This window comes from Ponticaulis koreensis DSM 19734 (assembly GCF_000420665.1).
Classification (GTDB): domain Bacteria; phylum Pseudomonadota; class Alphaproteobacteria; order Caulobacterales; family Hyphomonadaceae; genus Ponticaulis; species Ponticaulis koreensis.
The window spans coordinates 557,540-581,665 of sequence record NZ_ATVJ01000002.1 but is presented as its reverse complement, the minus strand read 5'-3'; the positions used below and the strand labels follow the sequence as shown (position 1 = coordinate 581,665).

General features: G+C 54.4%; 27 protein-coding genes. 15 read left to right on the top strand and 12 right to left on the bottom strand.

From position 1 onward, the window contains the following. Nucleotides 1-152: 152 nt before the first annotated feature. The 5 genes from G523_RS0114615 to G523_RS0114590 form a co-directional block, all read right to left on the bottom strand. Nucleotides 153-1,688: a cryptochrome/photolyase family protein gene (locus G523_RS0114615; protein ID WP_022695812.1), complete on the bottom strand. Its 1,536-nt coding sequence runs from the start codon at nt 1,686-1,688 to the stop codon at nt 153-155. Next, nucleotides 1,685-2,392, bottom strand: coding sequence for an SDR family NAD(P)-dependent oxidoreductase (locus G523_RS0114610; RefSeq protein WP_022695811.1), 708 nt, complete (start codon nt 2,390-2,392; stop codon nt 1,685-1,687). Before G523_RS0114610 ends, G523_RS0114615 begins: the two co-directional genes overlap by 4 nt. 66 nt (nt 2,393-2,458) lie before the next feature. Continuing rightward, the gene (locus G523_RS19495) at nt 2,459-4,189 is read right to left on the bottom strand and encodes a cation:proton antiporter domain-containing protein (protein WP_022695810.1); all 1,731 of its coding nucleotides are present in this window, start codon (nt 4,187-4,189) and stop codon (nt 2,459-2,461) included. Nucleotides 4,190-4,303: 114 nt separating this feature from the next. Next, nucleotides 4,304-4,963 (bottom strand): TorF family putative porin, encoded by a 660-nt coding sequence (locus G523_RS0114600; RefSeq protein ID WP_022695809.1) that lies wholly within the window; start codon nt 4,961-4,963, stop codon nt 4,304-4,306. 417 nt (nt 4,964-5,380) lie between these two features. Beyond that, complete coding sequence (locus tag G523_RS0114590) at nt 5,381-6,196, bottom strand: SDR family NAD(P)-dependent oxidoreductase (RefSeq protein WP_022695807.1); 816 nt, start codon at nt 6,194-6,196, stop codon at nt 5,381-5,383. A 104-nt stretch (nt 6,197-6,300) separates the two neighbouring features. Between G523_RS0114590 and G523_RS0114585 the strand changes: the two genes are divergently transcribed. Continuing rightward, the gene (locus G523_RS0114585; protein WP_022695806.1) at nt 6,301-7,269 is read left to right on the top strand and encodes a calcium/sodium antiporter; all 969 of its coding nucleotides are present in this window, start codon (nt 6,301-6,303) and stop codon (nt 7,267-7,269) included. Further along, on the top strand, nt 7,269-7,736 hold the full coding sequence (gene queF, locus G523_RS0114580; RefSeq protein ID WP_022695805.1) for a preQ(1) synthase: 468 nt from the start codon (nt 7,269-7,271) through the stop codon (nt 7,734-7,736). The genes G523_RS0114585 and queF overlap by 1 nt, the downstream gene beginning before the upstream one ends. Before the next feature lie 7 nt (nt 7,737-7,743). Here queF and G523_RS0114575 read toward each other — a convergent pair whose 3' ends face one another. Next, on the bottom strand, nt 7,744-8,382 hold the full coding sequence (locus G523_RS0114575; RefSeq protein ID WP_022695804.1) for a nitroreductase family protein: 639 nt from the start codon (nt 8,380-8,382) through the stop codon (nt 7,744-7,746). A gap of 77 nt (nt 8,383-8,459) precedes the next feature. On the opposite strand from G523_RS0114575, the gene G523_RS20460 reads away from it, so the two are divergent. From G523_RS20460 to G523_RS0114545, 6 genes are all read left to right on the top strand, one after another. Further along, the gene (locus G523_RS20460; protein ID WP_022695803.1) at nt 8,460-9,167 is read left to right on the top strand and encodes a TetR/AcrR family transcriptional regulator; all 708 of its coding nucleotides are present in this window, start codon (nt 8,460-8,462) and stop codon (nt 9,165-9,167) included. A 93-nt stretch (nt 9,168-9,260) separates the two neighbouring features. Continuing rightward, a complete protein-coding gene (locus G523_RS0114565; protein ID WP_022695802.1) occupies nt 9,261-10,421 on the top strand; it encodes an efflux RND transporter periplasmic adaptor subunit in 1,161 nt (386 codons plus the stop codon). After that, nucleotides 10,378-13,566: an efflux RND transporter permease subunit gene (locus tag G523_RS0114560; protein ID WP_051134851.1), complete on the top strand. Its 3,189-nt coding sequence runs from the start codon at nt 10,378-10,380 to the stop codon at nt 13,564-13,566. The genes G523_RS0114565 and G523_RS0114560 overlap by 44 nt, the downstream gene beginning before the upstream one ends. Before the next feature lie 128 nt (nt 13,567-13,694). Next, entirely contained in the window at nt 13,695-14,522 is an 828-nt protein-coding gene (cysE, locus tag G523_RS0114555; protein ID WP_022695800.1) for a serine O-acetyltransferase, read from the top strand. Between the two features lie 132 nt (nt 14,523-14,654). Then, on the top strand, nt 14,655-14,861 hold the full coding sequence (locus G523_RS0114550; RefSeq protein WP_022695799.1) for a DUF3126 family protein: 207 nt from the start codon (nt 14,655-14,657) through the stop codon (nt 14,859-14,861). Between the two features lie 26 nt (nt 14,862-14,887). After that, entirely contained in the window at nt 14,888-15,631 is a 744-nt protein-coding gene (locus tag G523_RS0114545) for an alpha/beta fold hydrolase (protein ID WP_022695798.1), read from the top strand. On the opposite strand, the gene fliP is transcribed toward G523_RS0114545, so the two are convergent. Both fliP and G523_RS19480 read right to left on the bottom strand, forming a co-directional pair. Next, the gene (gene fliP / locus G523_RS19485; RefSeq protein ID WP_022695797.1) at nt 15,628-16,377 is read right to left on the bottom strand and encodes a flagellar type III secretion system pore protein FliP; all 750 of its coding nucleotides are present in this window, start codon (nt 16,375-16,377) and stop codon (nt 15,628-15,630) included. The two genes, G523_RS0114545 and fliP, sit on opposite strands and share 4 nt — an antisense overlap. Before the next feature lies 1 nt (nt 16,378). Then, on the bottom strand, nt 16,379-16,669 hold the full coding sequence (locus G523_RS19480; protein WP_022695796.1) for a flagellar biosynthetic protein FliO: 291 nt from the start codon (nt 16,667-16,669) through the stop codon (nt 16,379-16,381). A gap of 145 nt (nt 16,670-16,814) precedes the next feature. Here G523_RS19480 and G523_RS0114530 point away from each other — a divergent pair, with 145 nt between their 5' ends. Genes G523_RS0114530 through fliE form a run of 3 tightly spaced genes read left to right on the top strand, consistent with a single transcriptional unit; the run spans nt 16,815 to nt 18,017 of the window. Continuing rightward, the gene (locus tag G523_RS0114530; protein WP_022695795.1) at nt 16,815-17,234 is read left to right on the top strand and encodes a flagellar basal body rod protein FlgB; all 420 of its coding nucleotides are present in this window, start codon (nt 16,815-16,817) and stop codon (nt 17,232-17,234) included. A gap of 28 nt (nt 17,235-17,262) precedes the next feature. Continuing rightward, on the top strand, nt 17,263-17,682 hold the full coding sequence (gene flgC, locus G523_RS0114525) for a flagellar basal body rod protein FlgC (RefSeq protein ID WP_022695794.1): 420 nt from the start codon (nt 17,263-17,265) through the stop codon (nt 17,680-17,682). A 20-nt stretch (nt 17,683-17,702) separates the two neighbouring features. Further along, nucleotides 17,703-18,017, top strand: a complete 315-nt coding sequence (gene fliE, locus G523_RS0114520) for a flagellar hook-basal body complex protein FliE (RefSeq protein ID WP_022695793.1) — start codon at nt 17,703-17,705, stop codon at nt 18,015-18,017. A 36-nt stretch (nt 18,018-18,053) separates the two neighbouring features. On the opposite strand, the gene G523_RS19475 is transcribed toward fliE, so the two are convergent. Continuing rightward, on the bottom strand, nt 18,054-18,935 hold the full coding sequence (locus tag G523_RS19475) for a TerC family protein (RefSeq protein ID WP_022695792.1): 882 nt from the start codon (nt 18,933-18,935) through the stop codon (nt 18,054-18,056). Nucleotides 18,936-19,152: 217 nt separating this feature from the next. Here G523_RS19475 and G523_RS0114510 point away from each other — a divergent pair, with 217 nt between their 5' ends. Then, on the top strand, nt 19,153-19,368 hold the full coding sequence (locus G523_RS0114510; RefSeq protein ID WP_022695791.1) for a hypothetical protein: 216 nt from the start codon (nt 19,153-19,155) through the stop codon (nt 19,366-19,368). A gap of 27 nt (nt 19,369-19,395) precedes the next feature. Here the strand turns inward: G523_RS0114510 and G523_RS0114505 are convergent, their stop codons facing one another. After that, on the bottom strand, nt 19,396-20,193 hold the full coding sequence (locus tag G523_RS0114505; RefSeq protein ID WP_022695790.1) for a pentapeptide repeat-containing protein: 798 nt from the start codon (nt 20,191-20,193) through the stop codon (nt 19,396-19,398). A gap of 77 nt (nt 20,194-20,270) precedes the next feature. Beyond that, entirely contained in the window at nt 20,271-20,762 is a 492-nt protein-coding gene (locus tag G523_RS0114500) for a pentapeptide repeat-containing protein (protein ID WP_022695789.1), read from the bottom strand. A gap of 391 nt (nt 20,763-21,153) precedes the next feature. Between G523_RS0114500 and hemA the strand changes: the two genes are divergently transcribed. After that, nucleotides 21,154-22,374: a 5-aminolevulinate synthase gene (hemA, locus tag G523_RS0114495; protein ID WP_022695788.1), complete on the top strand. Its 1,221-nt coding sequence runs from the start codon at nt 21,154-21,156 to the stop codon at nt 22,372-22,374. A gap of 6 nt (nt 22,375-22,380) precedes the next feature. Beyond that, nucleotides 22,381-22,611: a DUF6898 family protein gene (locus G523_RS0114490; RefSeq protein ID WP_022695787.1), complete on the top strand. Its 231-nt coding sequence runs from the start codon at nt 22,381-22,383 to the stop codon at nt 22,609-22,611. A 15-nt stretch (nt 22,612-22,626) separates the two neighbouring features. Here the strand turns inward: G523_RS0114490 and G523_RS0114485 are convergent, their stop codons facing one another. Further along, complete coding sequence (locus G523_RS0114485) at nt 22,627-23,598, bottom strand: NAD(P)H-dependent flavin oxidoreductase (protein WP_022695786.1); 972 nt, start codon at nt 23,596-23,598, stop codon at nt 22,627-22,629. A gap of 148 nt (nt 23,599-23,746) precedes the next feature. Here G523_RS0114485 and G523_RS0114480 point away from each other — a divergent pair, with 148 nt between their 5' ends. Further along, nucleotides 23,747-24,067, top strand: a complete 321-nt coding sequence (locus G523_RS0114480) for a lipoprotein (protein ID WP_022695785.1) — start codon at nt 23,747-23,749, stop codon at nt 24,065-24,067. Nucleotides 24,068-24,126: the final 59 nt, after the last annotated feature.

Genomic DNA, 24,126 nt, shown 5'->3' with positions numbered 1-24,126 from the left:
CTTTGGAAGAAAATCGCAGAAAACGCAAGAAAAATGCGCGTGAGGCATAACATACCGGAATAGAATGTCTGAAATTCCCTCTAGGAATAAATCTGGAGGAAATTTTTGCTTACCTAACGTCAATCGAATGGGCTGTGATCACTTGAGCATAACTACAACGTGTCGAGAGACGACAGATAGTGCTCGGCCCGTTCCAGATAGGCGGTTCGTTTCTCGGAGCTCATGCGATCCCATGTGGAATAGGCGCGGTTGATACGGCCATTGTCTTTCAAAGTCTCACGGTTCTCAACCAGGAAGTGCCAGTAGAGTGAGTTGAACGGACAAGCGCCTTCTTCGGTCTTCTTCGAGACAGCGTACTGACAGTCGCCGCAATAATTGGACATTTTATTGATATAAGAGCCGCTGGCTGCATAGGGTTTCGACGCCAGAAACCCGCCATCAGCATACAGCGCCATGCCGACGACGTTAGGGGCCTCCACCCATTCAAAAGCGTCTGCATAGACCGCAAGATACCATTCATGGACTTCAAACGGATCAATACCGGCAAGAAGCGCGAATGTGCCGGTCACCATCAGACGCTGGATGTGGTGCGCATAGGCTTCATCGCGCGTCTGGCTCACAACGGAAGCCACGCATTTAATCTTTGTATCCGCACTCCAATAAAAGTGCGGCAGGGACCGTTTCGCGTTGAACCCGTTTTTGTTCACATAGTCATCGCCCACCATCCAGTAGATGCCGCGTACATATTCGCGCCAGCCAATGATCTGCCTGATGAACCCCTCAACCGCATTGATGGGCGCTTTGCCGTCTTGGAAGGCCTTTTCAACCCGGCGACAGGTCTCGAGCGGATCCAGAAGCCCGACATTGATGTAGAAGGAGATCAGGCTGTGATAGAGGAATTTGTGCTCGATCAGCATCGCATCCTGATAGTCACCAAAGCAAGAGAGGGCATCTGATATGAAGTGATCGAGGGCCTCTTCAGCATCGTCGCGGGTGGTGGCAAACCAGAACCCATCAAGCTTGCCGAAATTGTCCGGAAACTCGGCCTCAACAAGGTCCAGAACCTCTCGCGTTATGTCGTCCTGCTTGAACTTCATGCGCTTTGGGATGAAGAGGTCATCTGCGGCGGGCTTGCGGTTCTCTGAATCAAAGTTCCAGCGCCCGCAGGCAGGATCATCTCCCTCCATCAGAATGCCGGTTTTCTTGCGCATCTCGCGATAGAAGAATTCCATGCGCAGAGATTTTCGCCCTTTCGCCCAGTCCTGAAATTCTGCGGTCGAACAGACGAAACGATCGTCTTCTGGCATGTCAAAGTCACAGTCCGCCTGCGCGCCCCAGCCGCGTATGGATTTAAACACCCGCCACTCGCCAGGCTCTGCCATAATGACTTTCTCAGGGGACAGGCGTTCGACGGCGCGGGTCAGTTCACCGGAAAGGCTGCCAGCATTATCGGCGTCTCGCAGCTCTGTATATTCTACGGTCCAGCCTGCATCGCGCATTTCCTCTGCGAAGTGGCGCATGGCAGAAAAGATGAAGGCGATCTTCTTTTTATGGTGTTTCACATAAGACGCCTCATCCATCACCTCGCACATCAGGATGGTGTCTTTCTCCGGATCGGCATTTCGTAGAGATGATATCTCAGGTGAGAGCTGGTCGCCGAGAATTAGGATCAGGTTACGCGTACTCACCAGACGATCTCCTCACCGGAATAATCAAAGAAGCCACCGTTCTGGGCGGGCGTCAGGTTTGAGAGCACGCCAAGAAGGTTGGCCGCGCATTCGTCTGCGGTATGGGTGAAGCGGTCGCGCGCAAACGGACGGGAAAGGTCACTTTCAATCGTGCCGGGGTGAAGAGATACGCACACGGCCTGGTCGTTCTTGCGGCCAAGTTCAATCGCGGCAGTGTGCATGATCTGGTTTAAGGCGGCTTTTGACGCGCGATAGCTGATCCAGCCGCCAAGTCCGTTGTCACCAATCGAGCCTACGCGCGCAGATAGAGATGCGACGGTGCATGGCGCATTACGTGGGAGGAGGGGCATGAAAGCAGCGAGGGTCAGAGCCGGTCCCGCTGCGTTAATTGCATACTCTTCTGACAGACTTTCCGGCGTTAGCTGACTGAACGCTTTCTCAGGTGAGGCGCCATCTGATGAGGCAAGGATTCCGGTGGCGATAAACAGAAAATGGATCTCTCCCAATTTCGCTTTTATCCTTGCGGCCGTATCCTGAAGAGACGCCGGAGCGCTGTAATCGACAGATGGATCAGAGCGCCGGGAGAGACCTATCGCGTTCGCGCAGTGTTCATCCGATTGCAAACGTTCAAGAACGGCTGCGCCAATCTCTCCAGTACTTCCGATCACGACCGCATTGTACCCGTCAGGCAGTTTTTCCAGCATTCCAGTATCCTCTCCCCTCTTACTACGCGTGAGGGTGGGGAGAGGATTTCAGAAACAGAAGAAAATCTAAGCTGCTTCGGTGGTTTCCGGATTGCTGGCGGTAGCTTCGTCACGCTCGAGACGTTCGATCTCGGCATCGGTCCATTCTTTGATACGGTCTTCAGAAACCTCAAGCGTTCTCAACACTTCGCCAGCAAGTGCAATGGAGTCCATGGAGGTGCTGCCAAGATGCGGATGCATACCAAGCGCGAGGTGGCGTGCATGATCTTCAACAGATTCAACAACAACGAAGCGTTTAAGTCTCGGAAAGCGTTCATTGACTTCGGTCGTCAGGCTTTTGGAGACGGTGTAATTCGGCAGACCAAGCACCAGGGCTTTTGCCTGCATGGCATCCAGCGTGCTCAGCATGCGAAAGTCGGAGGCTATACCAAAGGTCACCTTATACCCGTCAGAGGCGGCAGCGATGAAGCGTTTCGGATCATTGTCCAGCGCGACATGCGGAATGTTCAAATGCAACAGAGCGTCCGCAATGATCCGGTTGCTCGGTGTCATGCCAAACAGGATGACCTCGGGCTTTTCCTGAAGCTCCTGAGCCTCTTTGCGGGTCGTGCCCGTGATAATGCCCTCGGCGAGCTTTTTGGCGATACGTCGGGACAGCTTGATGCCCAGCCCAGCCCATGCCGGTGCGAGTGCCAGTGAGAGTGCTGTCGCGCCAACTAGAATTGAAATCCAGTTACCGGGCGTGCCGACGCGAACTGCGGCGAGCGACAGGACAACGAGCGTGAACTCCGATGCCTGAGGCAACAGGAATGCCAGGCGGGTCGCGCCCGGTAAATTCCACTTATTGATACGTGCCGCCATGAAGATCATTACGGTTTTGATCAGCATGATGCCCAGTGCGACTGCTATGACCAGAAGTATGTTCGAACCGACGGAAGGCAGATCGATCATCATGCCCACATTCACAAAGAAGAAGCTGATCAGCAGGCCGCGGAACGGAGACACCTCTGTCTGAATGGAGTGACGGAATGGGCTGTCAGCGATGGCCATCCCTGCGAGAAAAGCGCCAAGTGTCAAGGAAAGCCCGATCGCGCCTGTGGCAGTCGCGGCAGCCACCACAATCAATACCGTTGTCATGGTAAAGATTTCTGGCACCTGGGCTGATGCGAGAACGCGGAAGAGCGGGCGGACCATATAGCGGCCAATCAATGCTGCCGCAATGAAGGCGAGAATGGATTGTCCTGCCGCGATGCCCATCGCAGTCGCAAGGCGGGCTGGGTCCGATTCCAGTGAGTTGGCAAAAATCAATAAGAAGATCGCGACGACATCCTGAAAGACGAGGACGGCGACGGAAGACCGGCCTGCTGGACAGGTGTTTAAATCGCGCTCGCCCAGAATTTGCGTGACCACGGCGGTGGAGGAGAGGGCGAGCGATACGCCTATCGCTATGGCTACAGGAATGCTGATGTTCAGCATGATGGCGCCGCCGATAAATACGAGGGCACAAATGGCCATTTGGAGCGGAGCGAGGAAGAATATATCCCGCCGGCTATTCTTCACCTCGTTCAATGAGAAGTGCAGGCCGATATCAAAAAGCAGGAATACCACGCCCATTTCGGCAAGCAGGTGGGTTACATCGCCTTCCTCGATGGCATTCAGGCCATATGGGCCGATAATCATGCCGGCGACGATATAACCAACCATCGGGCTGAGTTTCAGGGCTCTCGAAGTTAAAGCGGCAACGGTACCTGCTCCTAAAAGGGCAATAACAGGCTGTAGCGCTTCAACTGGTGTCATGGGTAATCCTGATTTTTAGAGTGTAAGTCTTTGTTTCATATAATAACGCCAACAAAAAGGCCGGGTTCATTAGAACCCGGCCTTCTGTTTCAAACCTGCGTGTGCAGGAAGAAATTACAGAGCTTTAGACACGGTGAAGACGAATGTGTCGTCCAGGCCGTTGATGTCTGTGTCCCAGTAACGGAAGTCGAGGTCGAGACCAACTGAAGTTGCGAGAGTCGCGCCAACAGAGAATGTTGTGTAGTCGCCGCCACCATCGAAGGAGTAGTTGCCAACAGTCGCATCAACACCGAGCGTGTCAGTGAGAGCGTAACCAGCTGCTGCTTCAACGTAGATGTTTTCGTTGTCTGGATCCCAGTAGATGTAACCAGAGAGACCGAGGCCGTAAGAAAGCTCGGTAGAAAGACCACCATAAAGCTCTACAAAGTCATAATCCAGGTCGCTGGAATCCGGATAAGCGTAGTAGATCAGACCAATGTCATAACCAATATTCTCAGTCAGGTCGCCAGCGAAACCTGCGTAGAAGTCCCATTCGATGTTTGTGTCAGAAGAGTCTTCGAAATCAACGTTAGAAACCCACGTGCCAGCGTAGAAGCCGCCAGACTCGAGGTCGAAGCCGCCAGAGATAGCCATGTCGCCGTTAGACTGAGTCACACCACGCCAAACATACTCAGTAGAAAGAGCAACGTTGCCGCTTACGGATACTTCTTGAGCAACTGCAGGAGCTGCGATTGCGAGGCTGGCCGCGCCAGCAAACAGAATTTTACGGATCATATTATTTGTTTCCCCATGTTTTTACAAACCGCACGCCGAAACGCACAAGCATGTGACGCAGATGATAAGCTTTAACCATATCAAAGTCATCGCGCGGCGCCGCAGTGCCTGATGTCAAATTGTTAATTGAGAGCCTGTTCAGCAAGCAAGGTTAGTCCGGTTGATCACGAAAATCTGTAGCTTGCACAAGACGTAAGCAGCGAAAATTCGATTTGGTCACAGATCGTGCGCATTTATCTTTCAGGATTTGGGTGAATGTTTTGTGTCAACTTGTTGTAAAATTGACACGAAACATCGAGCGTTTATGTAATTTATGTAATGAAAAGAGTGTTGTGAGTGACCGCTTTCACGTGAGTTTATGTTGCTTTCTTGCAACGATTGCGAATCGGCGTGCCGCGCGATTTCCGGAATTTGCTCCTATCGTGCCTTTAATGGTGCAAACCCTAAATGGGTTCCCGCATCGGTTAATAGTGTTTCGCCGGTGACGTGCCTGGATGCGTCTGTGAGGAAGAACATTGCCGATTCAGCAATGTCGTCGGCATTACATGCGTGTTGCAGCGGCGTCGTGGCACGGACCGATGCTTCCATTCGGTTATATTTTTCTTCGCCCATATAATCCTTGAACCAGCGCGTGCCGATGAAGCCTGGGCAGATTGCATTGACGCGAATGGCTGGGGCGAGCGCGCGCGCGAGCGACAACGTCATTGTATTGAATGCGCCTTTGCTGGCTGCGTACGCGACCGACGAACCAATCCCAGTCACGCCTGCGATGGAGGAGGTGTTCAGAACGGCGCTTGCGATACCGGTTTTCTCATGCGCTGCGCGTAACAGGTCTTCTGCGGCGCGGACCATCATGAACGGACCGACGACGTTCACGGAGTAGAGGCGCAGGAAGTCATCCTTATCCAGACCACCAAGGTCGGCATGGTTTGGCACCTGTTTTGTGATGCCTGCATTATTCACGAGTACGTCCAGTCGCCCGTATTGCGATGCGACCTGAGCCAGTTTGCGACAGTCTGCGTCTTCAGACACATCGGCCTGCACGCAATGAACGTCTACGCCAAAGGCGCGGCATTCGTCTGCTGTAGCTTCAGCCTCTGTGCTGCTGCGTGAATAGTTGATCACGACATTGGCACCGGCCTCCGCGAGACGCTTTGCGATGCTCGCACCAAGCCCCGTTGCCGAGCCTGTTACAATTGCGACACGACCTGACAGATCTGTTGAAATGGACATTTGCGTTTCTCCCCTGAACATACCATTTGTAATCGCTGCGGCTAACCTTGGAACCGGCGAACGAGTCGTCCATAAGGAAGCCCAATTAGCGTGGGTTTGAAAGCATGATGTGGTTGATGATCATCGGAGGCCTTGTTGGACTGATCCTGGGCGGCGAGTTTCTTGTCCGCGGATCGGTCGCTCTGGCTCGCCGTATCGGGGTCTCTGATCTGTTTATCGGTGCGGTGCTTGTTGGCTTTGGCACATCGGCTCCTGAACTCGTTGCTTCGTTGAACGCCGTTTCGGCAGACAGCCCCGGCATTGCCGTTGGAAACGTGCTCGGATCCAATATTGCGAATATTCTTCTAGTGCTCGGTACGGCCGCTGTCATTTACCCGATCGTGACAAATCCGAAGGCGCTGGCGCGCGATGGCGTATTTGCAATCGCTGCGACACTGGCGCTCGCGGCTCTCATTTACTTCAACGGGTTTGCCTCTCGTCTGACCGGTGTTGCGCTTTTCCTCACGCTGGTCGGCATCATCATTTACAGCTTCTATAGTGACCGCAAACAGGGTGGCCATAGCGATACAGCCGAGCTGCACCGTGACGAAGCGGAGATCATGGATGCGCACGTGCCGCTATTGCTGGCCATTCCGATGGCAATTGGTGGGCTTCTTGGCATCGTACTCGGTGCGAAGTTTCTGATCGACGGCAGCGTGCAGCTCGCGCGCATGGTCGGGCTGTCTGAAACTGTGATCGGCATTACCATCATTGCAATCGGTACCAGCCTGCCAGAGCTCGTGACCTGCGTCATGGCGGCGCTCAAGAAAAAGCCGGATGTCGCACTTGGTAACGTGCTTGGCTCCAACACGTTCAACGTGTTCGGTATTCTCGGCATAACGTCAGGCATTATGCCATTCAACGTTCCGCTTGATCAGATCAGCGTGAGCCGCGACCTTGGCGGCCTTATCCTGTCTATGTTCTTTCTCGTCCTGTTTGCATTCACAGGGCGCAAACTCGCGCGATGGGAGGGTGGCGTGCTGCTGCTCGGCTATTGCGTCTATATTTATTTGCTTCTTATGGGACCGGCGTGATGAGCCAAAACGATATTTATACGGGGCTGGATCAGCTCGGTGAGAAGGTTGATGCAGCTGCTACGCCGGAACAAGCAGAGCTGGAGCGTGTGCAGAATCCGCATCCGGATATGCTGTATTGCGCGCGCTTCGTTGCGCCAGAATTCACATCGCTCTGTCCGGTAACCGGCCAGCCTGATTTTGCCCATATCGTCATCGACTATGCGCCGGGTGAATTCCTTGTAGAATCAAAGAGCTTGAAGTTGTTCTTGCAGTCTTTCCGCAATCATGGCGCGTTCCATGAAGACTGCACGCTCTATATCGCGAAGCGTCTGACAGAATTACTGGCGCCGAAGTGGTTCCGTATCGCAGGATACTGGTATCCTCGCGGTGGTATTCCTATCGACGTATTCTGGCAGTCTGGCGAAATTCCGTCAGGCCTTTGGGTGCCTGAAACGGGTGTTGCGCCATATCGCGGTCGAGGTTGAGTTGGGGTTAGCCCCAGGTTGAGACCTTATTTGCGTACGACGGGCGGGGGCGTTCAGCGAGTTCGCTAACGCTAGCCTGCCCAATGAAGATGTGTCCCGCAATGCGTTCGCCTGTTTGAAGGCCCAGCGCTCGGTCGATTTTTTCGTCGAATGCCCACCATTCTGAAATCCAGCTCGCAGAAAAGCCTGCTACATGCGTCGCATAGAGCATGTTCATGCACAGGGCGCCTGCAGACAGTTCCTGTTCCCAGACCGGTGTTTTGTGTGTGTGATCGGGGCTGGAGATGACCGTCACGCAAAGCGGGGCACGCATTGGCCGGTTTCTCTCTTCTGCGAGCGCGGCTTCACTGGCGTCGGGATTGAGCTCTAAGTACCGGTCGGCCAGCAATACGCCCAGTTTTTCCCGAGTTTCACCTTTGATGACCAGCAGCCGCCAAGGCTCGAGCTTGCGGTGGTCGGGCACGCGCATCGCAGTTGAAATGATATTCTCCAGTGTCGCGTCATCGGGGCCATCCGCATCTGGCTTCATCAGCTTTACGGGCGTCGACCGCCGCTGGCTAAGCAAGGTTTTTGCGCTGGTCTCAGGTGTGCTGGCTGTGCTCAGGCAGGCATTTGCATCTGGAAGATTGAAGACCGGATCGCTCATGGATTTTCCTTGGGGTGCTGTGTTGTCGTGCGCGTGAAGGCTGTTTTTACGCCTGAAACTGAGTTACACACTTGGGCATGAACTCCGATATCTCAACATTTGCACCTGATTCCCAAGAGAGAAAACTGGAAACGCCGGCAGAGCGCCGCCGCGAGAAAGTCCGTCAGACGATTCTTGAAGCGGCAGAGCGCGTCTTCGCGGAAGAGGGCTATGAAGGCTTGTCGATTCGTCGTCTTGCGGACGAGATCGATTACTCGCCTTCTGCAATTTATAAGTATTTTGCCTCTAAGACTGAACTTGTTGGATGTCTAAAAGAGGCGTTCTTCATGCGCCTCGTGCGTAACATCGAATCTGCAATTGGCGATGAGCCGTCCAGTTGGGTTTTCGTGAAGGACTGCACGAAAGCATATGTGCGTACGGCGATGGAGAAGCCCCACCATTATGTGGCGGCATTCACGCCCACCTCCAGTCCGGTAGACGATTGTGCTGATGAGTCGGAGCTGATGCAGGATGAGAATACGCCAAGCGCAGTCGCATTCCGTTTTTTGTGTGATGGACTGCGTGATGGCGTGGAGCAGGGTGTCTTCCGTCCTGATCTGGACTGTCATATGGCGGCGATCTCAATCGCTATGTCTATGCATGGCATTGCAAAAGCGTTGATACATCAACCTGCTGTGTTCATGACGCGCGCAGACGGCTCTGAGATGACCGTTGAGGAAGTGCTGGAGTTTTCTGCAGACCAACTGGTTCGCGGCATTCAAAACCCCGCCACGCTGCAGGCTTAATTCCTTTCTTCTGAATAAAAAAGAACACTGTTCACTTTTCTAACGGCGTTCAATGGTATATATGGTCTTCAGAAATTTCTGAGGAGCTGTGCGATGTCACAGGATGGGGCGAAGCAGCCTTCTTTTGCTCGTGGGCTAATCTTTCTCGCTGTCATCGGTGTGGCGGTTCTCGCCGTTGCGGGATTTATCTACGTTCAGCGTGGTGAGGAAAGCCCGGTCAATATTCCGACCGAGCGTGCCCGTGCGCTGAGTGTGAATGCCGCGCCTGTCGTGTATCGCGACACGCTGGTGCTTGATGAGCAGTTCACTGGCATCGTGCTGGCCCGTCGGTCCAGCGCCCTTGGCTTTGAGACCGGTGGTCGGATCACGTCGATCAATGTTGATATTGGAGATACAGTTTCAGAAAATCAGGTGCTTGCCCGTCTTGATACGCGTGCTCTGAATGCGCGTCTTCGCGCAGCTGAGGCACAGGTTTCCGAGGCGCAGGCGGCCGTTCAACTCGCAGAAACGACGAGAGAGCGTCAGGCTTTTCTGATTGAGCGTGATCTTCTTTCCAGTCAGAGTTTCGATGAAGTCCAGACGCAGGTTGATGCTGCAAATGCGCGTCTCGCTGCCGCCGAGGCCCAGTCACAAACTTTGCGAGTTCAGATCGAACTGGCTTCCATCCGTGCGCCATTCGCTGGCGTAATCACAGAGCGCCGCGTGGATGAGGGCGCAATCGCGGCCCCCGGCCAGCCGATGCTTGAACTCGTCGAAGTAGGCGTTCCAGAAGTGCGCATAGGGTTGCCACCTGATGTCGCTTCACGTCTTTCCGTTGATGACGCCTATTCGATCAGCATGCAGGGCCGTGAGGTCTCTGCACGTCTCAAGGCAATCACTGGTGTGATTGAGACTAATCGCCGAACCGTAACGGTGATTTTCGAGCTTCCCGAAGCAACCGGTATCTCGCCAGGTGCGACAGCGCGCCTGAACATGAGTGAAGAGCTGGACCAGCGCGGCGTGTGGGTGCCGATTTCCGCTCTTACAGAGGCGAGTCGCGGCCTCTGGGCTGTGTATGTTGTGCGTGAAATCGACGGTGGAGCGCATCAGATAGATCGACAGCTTGTGGACATCATTCATTCTGAATCAGATCGCGTCTTCGTTCGCGGCGCGCTTCACGATGGGGATCTGTTCGTCATGGACGGGCTTCATCGTCTGGTGCCTGGGATGAATGTCACGCCTGTCGTCCATACAGACCTCGCGATGGGGGGCTGAGACCGTGCGCCTCGCTACGCTCTTTTTCAGGACGCCGCGTTTGACAGCCTTGATGGTGATGATCATCATCGCGGCTGGTATTGGCGCATTGATCAATCTTGGCCGCCAGGAAGACCCGACGCTGGTCGAGCGCTATGGCTTCGTTCTCACTTATTTTCCCGGCGCAGACGCCGAGCGCATCGAGGCACTGGTCACAGATCCGATTGAAACCCGTCTTCAGGAACTCACGGAAATCGACGAATTGATTTCCACCTCGCGCGGCAACGTTTCACAGATCCGTCTGAGCATCCGTGAAGATTTAAGCCCGTCTCGTGTGGATGAGGCGTGGACGCTTATCCGCCAGCAGGTTGGCCTTGCCGCAGCAGATATGCCTCAGGGCGTGCAACCCTCAACGGTACGACGACAGTATGTAGGCGCATCAACGCTTACAGCAGGCATAGAATGGACCGGAGAGGGTGAGGCGCCGCTCGCTGTGATGAACCGTATGGCGCGCGATCTGGAAGAGCGTTTTCAGAATTATGCGGGTACAGAAGAAACCGAAGTGTTTGGTCTCGTCACTGAAGAAATACGCGTTGTTACAGACCCTGAAGCGCTCTCTGCGGCAGGACTTAGCGTGCGTCAGGTTGCAGGCCTCATTGCGCAGGCCGATTCCAAAGCGCCTGCGGGTCAGGTTCGCAATAACGAGATTAATCTTGGGCTCGAGGTTGGTGGCGAGTTCACGTCGATTTCCCGTATCCGCGAAGTGCCATTGATTCAGCGTGCAGATGGTTCTGCCATTCGTGTGGGCGACGTTGCCGACGTCGTTAAAACAGAGCAGTCGCCACCGGATGTTCTGGCGCGTCGCAATAACCGGCCAGCGATTATGGTTTCAGCCTATATCGAGCCGAACAACCGGGTAGACCAATGGGCTGACGGTGCGCGCGAGCTTGTCGCGGAATTTGCAGCAAACGCGCCGCGCGGCATTGAGGTAAATGTTCTGTTCGACCAGAGCGGTTACACGACAGAGCGTCTGGAAGGTCTCGCAAAGAACCTGCTTGTGTCCGCATTGATCGTGTTTGTCGTGCTGTTCGTGTCGATGGGGTGGCGCGCCGCTTTGATTGTTGGAACGGCGCTGCCACTCTCGGTCTGTCTGGTCCTGATCCTGTTCCAGATATTCAATATGCCACTGCACCAGATGTCCGTGACCGGACTGGTCATTGCGCTTGGTCTTTTGATCGATAACGCCATTGTCGTTGTGGACGAGATTGAACAAAAGCGGGCGCATGGCCTTGGTCGTTCTGAGGCTATCGAGCAGTCACTGCACCACCTTTTCGGTCCGCTTTTTGCGTCAACGCTGACAACAGCGCTAGCGTTCGCACCTATTGCTATGCTGCCGGGCGGTGCGGGCGAATTCGTAGGCATGATTGGCGTGTCGGTCATTTTCGCTGTGTGCTCATCCTTCTTCCTGGCCATGACCGTCGTGCCGGCATTTGCCGGCTGGTTCGACCGCGACCGCGTTGAAGGCGAAAAGTCTGTCTGGTGGCGGGACGGTTTCAACTTCCCGATCCTGAGCGAAGGCTATCGCTGGACTTTGCGCTTATCGCTTCGTTTTCCGATTGGCCCGTTATTGCTGAGCTTTGCACTCTTTGGCTTTGGTATTTATCTCGTGGCTGCTGTGATGCCATCGCAATTCTTCCCGCAGACAGAGCGTGATCAGTTCCAGCTGGATGTGCAATTGCCGCCTGGTGCGACGATTTACGAAGCCGAAGCGCTGACGGAGCGTGCAACCGAGATCATTCGCAGCTATCCGGGCATTGAAGATGTACATTGGACCATCGGTGAAGGTGCGCCGCGCGTCTATTATAACGCGTTCAATTTCCAGAGCGGCGTGTCCGGCTTTGCGGCGGGGTGGGTGACCACGTCGTCAGCGGCCCAGACCCGTCAGATTGTGCCAACCTTGCAAATGGAATTGCGCGACGAATTTCCGGAGGCGCGCTTCCTGTCGCTGCCATTCGAGCAGGGCCCGCCTGTTAACGCGCCAATCGAGTTCTTCGTGAACGGCCCTGATATCATGACGCTCAACGAACTGGGTGAGGAGGCGCGGCGTATTCTGAATGATGTGCGCGGCGTGACCTACTCGTGGTCGACGATTGAGACAGGCGCGCCAACTATCCGTCTTATGGCGGACGAAGCGGCGGCTGACCTCGCAGGTGTACGCCTGCAGGATATCTCGGCGGATATGAATGCCGAACTCGAAGGGGTTCGTGCGGGGAGTGTTCTGGAGGGCGTTGAAGAAATTCCCGTCCGCGTGATCGCGCCGGAAGAACGTCGGGGCACACTGTCCAGCCTGCGAGATGCGCGTGTCGGTGTTGGGCCAGACAATCCCATGGGGACGCCCATTGCTGCGCTAGGCGATCTGGAGCTTGCCCCGCAAATTGCGGTGATCACACACCGAAACGGCGTGCGTTCAAATATTATCCGCGCCTCTATCGAACCATACGCGCTGCCAGCGCCGGTGTTTACCGAGTTTCAAGCTCAGCTGGATGGGGCAGGTTTTGAGCTGCCGCCGGGCTATGAAATCGTGCTAGGCGGTGAGGCGGCAGAGCGCGGCGATGCGATGGGGAACCTCTTTGGCGCTGCGCTACCGCTGGTTATCGCCATGGCTGGGTGTGTTGCGCTGGTGTTCAACTCTTTCCGCAAATCGTTTCTGGTTTTGTTGTCTGGTTTCCTGTCTATCGGCATCGCTTTCATCGGTGTCTGGGCGTTCGGTCTGCCAATGGGCTTCAATGCCATCATCGGCGCTATGGGCCTATTGGGGATCGCCATCAATGGTACGATCGTTGTTCTGTCGGCATTGCAGGTAAACCCTGCCGCACGCGCAGGCGATATCGATGCGCAGGTGGACACTGTGGTGCAGGCTAGCCGTCATATTGTGGCAACAACGCTCACGACGATGGGCGGGTTCGTGCCGCTCATTCTGACCAAAGATATGTTCTGGTTGCCTCTGGCGAGTTCTATTGCTGTGGGTGTCGGCGGGTCGGCATTGCTGGCACTCTATTTCTCACCGGCTATGTTCTCGCTCGGTATGAAACTGCGGAACATGATGGGCGGAAAAAACGTTCCCGAGAGTGACAAAAAGGGTGAATACCTGCCGGGGGCTGCGTGATCGCTGGGTGGTTAATTCACTTAAACCTCACAGACTTGTTTAGGTTTGCCTTATTGAAATTGAGTCACCACATAGGCAGACTGCGATGACTAACAGGCATTCCGTGTCTGAATCGATAGGAGAGGTCTATGACTATTGAGACCGAAATCAGCCCCGCAATGCCTGAAACGACAGGCGCTATGCCGCCTGTGTGGAAGCGACTCAGATTCGAAGCGGCAGCAAGCGCGGCTGAGGAGCCAACGCTCGCCAGCTTGCTGAACGCGGCCATTCTCAGCCATGACCATCTTCGCGATGCGCTGTCTTACTTCCTTGCACAAAAGCTTGCCGGTTCTGAAATGAATGCGCTGCAGATTCGCGAAATCTTTGATGATGCCTATAATGCTGACCCCGTTCTGGAAGCAGCTGCCGAACGCGACATGGTCGCGGTTCTGGATCGAGATGCTGCATGCCGGTCGTTCCTTCAGCCGTTTCTCTTTTTCAAAGGGTTTCAGGCGCTGCAAACGCATCGCGTTGCGCACTGGCTTTGGAATGAAGGCCGTGACACGCTGGCGTTTTTCTTCCAATCCCGCGTCTCTGAGCTGTTTGGCGTAGATATTCACCCGGCAGCGCAGATCGGTTCTGGTGTGATGTTCGACCACGCGACCGGTATTGTGATCGGCGAAACGACCGTTGTTGGCGATGACTGCTCTATCATGCAGGGCGTGACCCTTGGCGGCACCGGCAAAGAGATCGATGACCGTCACCCGAAAATTGGAAATGGCGTGCTCGTCAGCGTTGGCGCGAAAGTGCTTGGCAATATCCATATCGGTGATGGCGCCGTGATCGGTGCAGGTAGTGTGGTTCTGAAACCGGTCAGTGAGAACTGTACAGTTGCAGGTGTCCCTGCGCGTCCGGTTGGTGGTCCGTGTTGCGGTAAAGCCGAGAGCATGAACCAGAACTTTTATGACGAAGCCTGATCGCGGGCTCTGAACTCCATCGAAACAAGCTCAAAATCAGCTGGAAAGCGGAAATTATCCGCTTCTAGCTGGTTTTTTTTATGACACGAACCGGACTATTGTGTCGCCCAGATTCAAGAAAAGGATTCTCTAATGAGCCCAGAAGAAACATCCCGCGTAGAGGCTTATCTCAAAGCCCAGCTCAATCCGGCTATTCGGGTCGAGTCGCGTGAAAAAACGTCTGACTCGCTTGAGGTATATCTCGACAACGAGTTCATCGCGCTGCTCTTCCGCATCGAGGAAGAAGGTGAAACGTCTTACCAGTTCCAGATGACTATTCTTAAAGAAGACCTCGAATAACGAGGATATAACCCGGCGTAATTGGCATGAAGACCCTGTTCGTTCATGGTGTCCCGGACACCGCGAATATGTGGTCGCCGCTTCTACCTCATCTGGGGCTGGAAGAGGCGCAAACGGTTCGATTGTCTTTGCCCGGGTTTTCTGCGCCCGTTCCAGATGGCTTCGGGTGCACCAAAGACGAGTATGCCGACTGGCTTATCGAGCAGATGGCATACCATGCAGGCGAGGGCGGTCAGGTCCGCCTCGTCGGTCATGACTGGGGCGCGCTCTTAACCCTGCGAGCGGCCAGCCTCAGACCTGATCTCGTGAAAAGCTTTGTTGTCGCAAACGCACTGATTGATGGTCAGTATAAGGGGCATCGCATGGCACGCCTCTGGGCGATGCCTGTTCTGGGTGAAGCCTCAATGGCGTCCTGGCGATTTATGAAGCTGGGCGAAGTCCTGCAAAAAGCCGGTATGCCGGAAAGCATCGTCGACGAAGAAGCGAGCGCGATTGATGCGCGCATGCGTAGCTCGATTTTGAAATTGTACCGCTCGGCGATGGGATTGAGCTTCTCAGGCGACTGGGTGGCAGACCTTCGCAATCTACCGAAAAAGGGATGCGTGATCTGGGGCGAACATGACCCGTTCGTCGGGATTGAAGTTGCCGAACGCTTTGAGCGAGAATGGCGATATGCGCTACATATCCTGAGAGGTTGCGGACATTGGGGCATCGTCGAAGCGCCAGAACAGGCTGGCGCTATCATTCAAGCGTTCTGGAAGTCCGTTTAGGGGACGGGCGGCCCCGCGATAAAGCTTTCCACGAGTGAGCCCGTCAGTAATCGCCAACCATCTACCAACACGAAGAATATCAATTTGAACGGCAGTGAAATCGTCACTGGCGGCAACATCATCATACCCATACTCATCAGGATCGAAGCGACAACAAGGTCGATGATGAGGAAGGGCAGGAAGATCATAAAGCCTATTTCAAACGCCCGCTTCAGTTCTGAAATCATGAACGCGGGGGCGAGCACTTCGAATGGCATTTCGGCGGCAGTATCCGGAAGGGTTTCTAGGTTCGCAAAGCCTACGAAAAGTTCCAGATCGGTCTCGTTTACATGCTCACCCATGAAGGCTTTTACAGGCGCAAGCGTACGCGGAATGGCGTCGTCAACATCAATAGCCTGAGACATGTAAGGCGCGATACCAGACTGATATGCCTCACCAAATGTCGGCGCCATGACGAAGCCAGTCAGGAACAGCGAGAGCGAAATGATGACAGCATTCGGCGGGCTTTGTTGCAGGCCGATGGCTGTTCGCAGCAAAGACAGAACGACAACGATACGTACAAAGCTGGTCGTCATCACCAGAATACTCGGCGCAAGGCTAAGGACGGTGATGATTGCGATCAGCTGAACGATATTGCGGTTCAGGCCCGCACCAGTGCCAAGATCGACCGTGACTTCCTGTGCCAGAGCCGGGAGCCCTGCAGCAGCAATCAAGCCAAGAATCAGAAGACCAGTGATACGCAACATATCAGTTCTCTTCTCCGGATTCGGCGGATACGTCGCCTTGTACCTTGCGACTGGAGATCAGAGTGTCCTGCGTCTGGCCGGTGAGAATCAGAAACTCCTCATCGCCCCATTGCACCACAGCGAGCTTTTTGCGGCTATCGAACGGGCGCCAGGATTTCACGCGCAGCTCTCCGCTGTCTGTAACGCCGGGTGTGAGAGATGTGAAACGGCGCAGGCCCCAATAGAGGCCGCCGATCAGGCCAAGCACTAGTACAAGTGCTGCGAGTGCCCGCATTGCGGTAACAGTATCCATACCACGCCTCTTATAGGCCATTCTGGCCGTTAAGCTTTGTTAAGAGTTCTGGGGCGCATTGGTTAACGGGCTGTTAACCGGTTGCGCCAGAGCGCCGTTAAGTAGGCTTAATCAGGTATTAACTGACTCGGCATAATTTACCGGAATGATATTGCCGAGCGATCTTTCTGTTTTCCAGCTTCTGAACAACCGACTCAACATGCTTGAGACGCGTCAGAAGACTGTTGCGGAGAACGTCGCGAACGCGAACACACCGGGATATGTGCCGAACGATGTGGATCAGGCCGCATTCGAGCGTTCGCTGAGCCGCTACAGCCAGCCATCGGTTGGAAGTGTAGGGCTGGCGACCACGCAAAACGGGCACATTCAGGGCACGGCTGCGCCAGCACCTTTGGTGCGCACGCTTTCGACGCCGGACAGCGAAGTCACAATGGATGGCAACGCAGTTGTGGTTGAAGAACAAATGCTGCGTCTCAATCAGACACGCGCTGATTTCGACACGGCACTGAGCCTTTACCAGAAAGGGCTCTCACTCATTCGGCTCGCATCACGGTCGCCGACCTGATGACGGTTTTAGGTGAAGGTTAGAACACATGTCTGCTGATCTTTTTTCTGCGCTTTCCGCTGCATCTACGGGGCTTCGTGCGCAAACTGTGCGTATCCGTCTTGCTGCCGAGAATGTCGCGAACGCGAACTCAACATCGGACGTGCCAGGCGGTGACCCGTATCAGCGTCGCATGCCGGTTTTCCGCGAGATGGTTGACCGCGAAACCGGTGCGCATGGTGTTCAGGTTGTGCGGACGGCTCAGGACCAAAGCGACTTTCCTGTTGAGTATGATCCAACACATCCGGCTGCGGATGAGAACGGCTTTGTGAAGCTCCCAAACGTTCAGACGTTGATTGAAATGGCTGACATTCGCGAAGCGCAGCGCACATACGAAGCGAATTTGAACATCATCGAAGGCTCACGAGCGATGATCAATCGCGCGCTGGACCTTCTGCGTCGCGGTTAAACTGGAGTTGATAAGATCTCATGGCTATTGATTCTCTAGCTGCTGCCCGCGCCTATCTCGATACAGCGCGCACGATCGCAAACTCACCGAACAGTAGCTCGGCTCAAGAGGCTCAGGGCGCAGGATTCGGAAATATGCTGGATCAGGCAGTGTCCGCCGCATCCGGTGCCGGGCAAACTGTCGAGACAGCTATGGTGCAGGCGGCAACAGGCCGCGCTGACCTTGTGGATGTGGTGACGGCGGTTGCCGCAGCCGAAGCCACATTGGAAACCGTCGTCGCCGTTCGTGATCAGGTCATCAAGGCCTATCAGGACATTCTGCGTATGCCGATCTGATAATAAAATAAGGCCGGATTGATGATCTTACCTCTCTCAGTGTTTTCCACGCATAGCAGCCTCGGCCGCCTCGGCGGCTGCGTGCTCGCTGCCCCCGCTACGGATTTCAGCTTCACGCTGAGCCCAAAGCCGTTTCTGGTACTTAGTGGAGATGATGTCCGTCACGACCAGAACAAAAATTACAAGGTAGAAGGTAGACTTCTCGATGGCGTGAATTTCATAGCCAAACACTTTCATATGAGCCAGGTGGCCGCCCTCTGATACGAGCAGGGCGCCTACAATAAACAGGATGAAGAGGCCCAGTACCTCATACATCCGGTTCTTTTTCAGGAATTCTGCGACGTGATCTGCAAGGAGGATCATTGCGATACCTGACAAGATGATGGCCACGGCCATGATCCACACCTGATACTCAATGTCGCCAGCCTCATTGCGAGTGTTTGCAATTGCCATGGCTGACAGAATTGAATCGAATGAGAATACCAGGTTCATGGAGACGATCATCGTGATCGCTTGAAAAACCGATTTCTTCTTGTTGCCTTCAGTGTGCTCGATATGATCGACCGCAAGCATGTGAGAAATCTCTTTGATCGCTGTGTAGATAATGAAGCCGCCGCCGAACAGAGTGACGAGGCTTTGAAGGTTGAACTCGGCTTCGAAAATCCCCTCCAGCGGGATCGTCAGAAACGGCGCCGCGAGCACTGAAAACAGGCTCACAATAATGATTAGCAGCACGATCCGGAAAGCAACAGCGAGGCCGATGCCCCAGCGACGAACCATGCTTGCTTTGCCGCCTTCTTCGCCAACACGCTTTGATTCAATCGAGATATAAAGAAGATTATCGAAGCCGAGTACGGCTTGTAGCAGGATCAGGACCAGCAGGGTCGAAAGCCCGGAAATGCTAAAAAGTTCAGCCATTAGTCACCCCTTCCAAAATGGACATGCCTAAAGAGGTAGCAGACTCTTCGCGTTGCGCGAACCGCTGAAGTCAATTTTGCCGTGAGTAGAAATTTTGTAAGCAAATGATCACAATGCCGTAATTTCGCCTTATTCTCCAGCAATTAGTGAGCAAATGATCACAAATGGTTTGTGGTTAGCCCGAAAGGGCATAATGCTCTGACAGAGGAGAAATTTTATGGGCGGTTTTGCGAGTATCCCGGCAAATTGGGCAGCTATCGCGTCAATGAAGTCGAAGTCTGCATTGGACGGGTTTGTGAAGGAACTCGATGCAGCGCCTGAGAATACCCGCAAGGTCATTGGTACGCTGGGTCAGTATGCGAGAGATAACCTGTCAGGCGTATCGGTTGTGGGATTGTTTCCAAGGCTGGATGAGGGGCAGTCAGGGGCTTGATGCCCGGCACAGGACAGCGCCTGAAGATTAGTCTTCGGCGCTGAAGCCTGAATACTGGCAGACCGGCAGGGTCACGCCTTCAGGCAGGCCACGCACGCTCACACCACATGCACCTTCGAAGGAGGCCTGCGTAAGGCCTTCGGCATTCTCAAAGCGAATGTCGAACATCCGTGCATCCAAGAAACTTACATCGCCGAGGATAACGGCGTTAAAGTCTACGTCGGCGAGTGTCGCGCCAATGAAGCTTGCTTGCGTCAGGTCGACATTTACAAAGCCTACGTCTGTGAGAGATGCAGCCGAGAAGTCGCTCTCGTTCAGATTGGAGGTATCAAAGTGGACATCAGCCAGATGGGCGCTGATAAATTTCACTTTGCGGAAGTTGGACTCAGATACATCTACGCCAGCAAGATTTGCGGCGACGAGCGAGGCGTCGTAGAAGTTCGAACGTGCGATCACGACTTCCATCATATTGAGCGCTGGCGCATCAATCTGGTTCGCCTGAATTTCGTCGAGCGTGAGTTCTGTAAAGCGGGCTTCTTCAAGATGGGCGCGGGACATATTTGTCCGGTACAGGCGCGAGTCTGCAAAATGCGCGCGTGGCGCGTGAGCACCCTGAAGCGAGGTATTGGTCATATTGCAGTTGACGAACTGCGCGTTGTTCATCGTGCGGCCGTTCAGATTGGCGCCGGTGAAGTTACTTCCATTCAGCTGGCCGCCAATGCGCGGCTGATACATGATCGTTGTCCCGCCATCAAAAAGGAAGGCGTGAGCCTGCAACCCGGAGGCCGCGATAACAGTACAGGCAAGAGCGCTGAAAAGTTTCATGCGCTGTTGATAACATACTGGGAAAGGCCGTCGACTTAATTCCATGTAAGGACCGGTGGAATGGCACTTATGCAGATTTAGTGTGCGCAGGAAGGCACAGACAGGCCGTTTGGAAGCGTCGTCGCTGCATCTCCGCATGCCATGTTGAGCTGGTTTTGCGTCAAGCCGCGCGCTGAATCGAGCTCAGCACCGGAGATGTTTGCGCCAGAAAGATTAGCACCAGCCAGATTTGCGCCACCGAAATACGCGCCGACCATGATCGAACGGCTGAGATTCGCATCGTGAAAGTTTGCGCCGGTGAAACGCGCACCAAACAGATTCGTGATGGAAAGATCGCTCGCTTCAAAATTGACGTTATTCATCGTCGACAGGCTCAGATCAGCCTGACGCAGGCGCGAACCTGAGAGATCCAGCATAGGCAGATCATGATAGGAGAGGTTCGCCTGGAACAAATTGCATCCGGCGCAGGAGTGACCGGACTGAACGCTCGCAATCTGAGATGCATTCTGCGCTGAGGCCGTCAGGCCGAGGGCTGCAATGCCGGCAATCACGGTCATGAATCTGAACATAGCTTAGTCTCCACCCGGGTTTCCAGCTCACGTCGTAACATGCAAAGTTTGCATCGCCCTTTGTATTCACCGCAAATTTTACTGAAAAATCGCCCGGTTTTGTAGAAGACTTCTGATTCTGAGCGGTAAAAAGGTCGCACAGGGCAATTCTTTGCACGCGCATGCATTTTGGTGTAGTAAGGTATCTCTTGCTGTTTTGAGGCTAAAAAAATATAAAAAACAGTAGTCTATAAGGAGGAAACGGGCATATTCCCAAAACGGGTCCAAAAAACGCTGCGTTTAGATTGTCACATGCGGCGAAACGGCCTTTTTCTTTTTGTGATCATTTGGGTAATGTGTTCGCCAGATACTGGGCGCTGACCACCAGACGTCCACCCGCGAGGAAAATATAATGAAGCATCTCGAGGCTTTCGAGCAAGCGATCAGCACCATTCGCGAAGAAGGGCGGTATCGCGTATTTATTGACCTGAAGCGTCACCGTGGGTCTTTCCCGCGTGCGACTGCGCGTTTCGAGCACGGCGAAGAGAAAGACATCGTCGTCTGGTGCTCTAACGACTATCTTGGCATGGGCCAGGATGATGACGTGATCAACGCAATGCACGAAGCTGTCGATACGTTCGGCGCAGGCTCTGGCGGTACACGCAACATCTCCGGCACAACCCGTTTCCACGTAGATCTGGAGCGTGAGCTGGCTGACCTTCACGGTAAGGAAACAGCGCTGCTCTTCACATCCGGCTATGTGTCTAACGAAGCGACGCTTTCTACGCTCGCTAAGATTCTTCCGGACGTCATCATCTATTCTGACGCGCTGAACCACGCCTCCATGATTGAAGGCATTCGTCGTTCAGGCTGCGATCGTCGTATCTTCAAGCATAATGACCTCGGTCATCTGCGTGCGCTGATGGAAAATGACGATCCTGATCGTCCAAAGGTCATCGCGTTTGAGTCTGTCTATTCTATGGACGGTGACGTCGCGCCGATGAAAGAACTCTGCGACCTCGCAGACGAATTCAACGCGATCACCTATCTTGATGAAGTCCACGCGGTCGGTATGTATGGCCATGAAGGTGCAGGCGTTGCCCAGCGCGATGGTGTGATGGACCGCATCGACATTATCGAAGGTACGCTGGCGAAAGCTTACGGCGTAATGGGCGGCTATATCGCGTCTGACGAAGCAGTTGTCGACGCGATTCGCTCTATGGCCCCTGGCTTCATCTTCACGACATCCACTTGCCCGGTCATGGCTGCTGGCGCTCTGAAATCTGTCGCGAAACTCCGCACAGATGAGGGCCGTCGTCTGCGCGCCGAGCATCAGGCAAAAGCAGAGATGCTGAAGCAGAAATTCCGTGACGCCGGTCTGCCTCTGATGGAATCAGACACGCACATCGTGCCGCTAATGGTGGGCGATCCGGAACGCTGCAAAGCGCTCTCTGATACGCTCCTGCACGACTTCGGCGTTTATGTTCAGCCGATCAACTATCCGACTGTTCCTAAAGGTACTGAGCGCCTGCGCTTCACTCCGTCTCCTGTTCATACAGAAGAGATGATGAATGACCTCGTTGCAGCGCTCCTTGCGATCTGGAAGCAGCTCGGCCTGCCAAAAGCAGCCTAAGCTCCAATGGCCGATAAAGGCAGTATCTATATCGAGATCCTGCCTGTCGGCCATGCGCTTGAAATCGCAGCCATAGACAGCGAAACGGGCCGTGAGGTCCGTTTTGTTGCTCCTAAGACAGCGACTGAAGACGAAATCAAACAACTGGCCCGCGCGAAGATGGACTATGTCATGCGCAAGGACGCGGAAGCCAGAAACAAAAAGCCCCCCGACTCACGCGGGGGGATTGTTGTTTGAATTGAGACGAGTTGATCAGACCAGCAGGGTGTTGGTCTTGCGGATGGCAGCTTCGGCCTCGCTCATCAGGTCAGTGACGATTTCTGAGACCGGTTTGATCTCTTTCACGCCGCCAGCGGACTGACCCATGGCGAAGCAGGACTTCTCCATATCCAGACGGGATTCGTCTGTAACGCCTGCAATGCCGCTCAGCACATCCACCTGTCTTGAGTGGATAGCCTGATGCGGGAACGGCATGATCTCGTCAGGGCGCTTTTCCCAATCGACCACATAAGGATTGGTACGTACGCGCATTGGTTTGCCAGAATAGCAGCGTGTGCGGGTCGTATCGGCGTCTGTCGCGCCGACAATGGCGTTGCGATACGTGTCTGCGGCGTGGGACTCAGCTGACGCGATGAAGCGCGTGCCCATCCATACGCCTACAGCGCCAAGGCTGAGCGCGGCCGCGATGCCGCGTCCGTCGTAAATTCCGCCTGCAGCGATCACCGGAATCTTCACGGCCTCTACAGCTTGCGCGACGAGGGGCAGGGTGCCGACAAGACCTGTGTGGCCACCGCCTTCACCGCCTTGCAGGATAACGGCGTCGCAGCCGGCTTCCTCGGCTTTAATGGCATGCTTCACCGCACCGCCGACAACCATAACTTTAACGCCAGCGTCTTTGAGCTTTTTCATGATCGGCATCGGTACGCCAAGACCTGCCACGAAGCTGTCGGCGCCGCCTTCAATGATGACATCTACTGAACGCTCCAGGCTTTCAGGATCGGCTGCGAGCAAGTCCACACCGAATTTCTTGTCTGTGAGGCTTTTGACCTTGGCGATCTGGGCTTCGATGAAGTCCGGCCCTGTGCCCGCCATGCCGAGCACCCCATAGCCGCCTGCGTTAGACATTGCTGCGACGAGCTCGGCATAGGACACGCCGCCCATGCCAGCGAGCATGATCGGGTGTTCGATGCCCAGTAAAGTATTTAGCGGTGTTTTGATGCCCATTCTTGTTTCCTTCCCATGTATTTATTGGTTAAAAGTAGGTCGCTATATTTATATCTTGCGACCTGCATTAGGTTTTCGTGGCGTGAATTCTTCGAAGGTTGTATATAAGGCATCGGTCGAATCCCGACCTTGCATTAGGGGAAACCAGATGAAGAATTACGTATTTGCGGCTGTGGCTGCACTCGCGCTCGCGGCTTGTAGTGGCGAAGGCGAAGAGCCGACAGAAATCGAAGCAGCTGCTGCGGAAGTTGCTGCTGAAACTGAAGAAATGGCTGTTGAAGCTGGCGCGGCTATCGAAGCGAGCACTGAAGAGGCTGCTGAAGCGACTGGCGACATGCTTGAAGCGGCTGGCGATATGGTCGACGAGGGCGTTGAAGCCGTTGAAGGAGCAGTCGAAGACATGACCGACGAAGCTGAAGAAGTTGAAGCTGACGTCGAGGCTGAAGTCGAAGCTCACACTGAGCACTAAGAGCGACTTATAGAGCTTGAGAAGAGCGCTGCTTTGAGGAGGGCAGCGCTCTTTTTGTA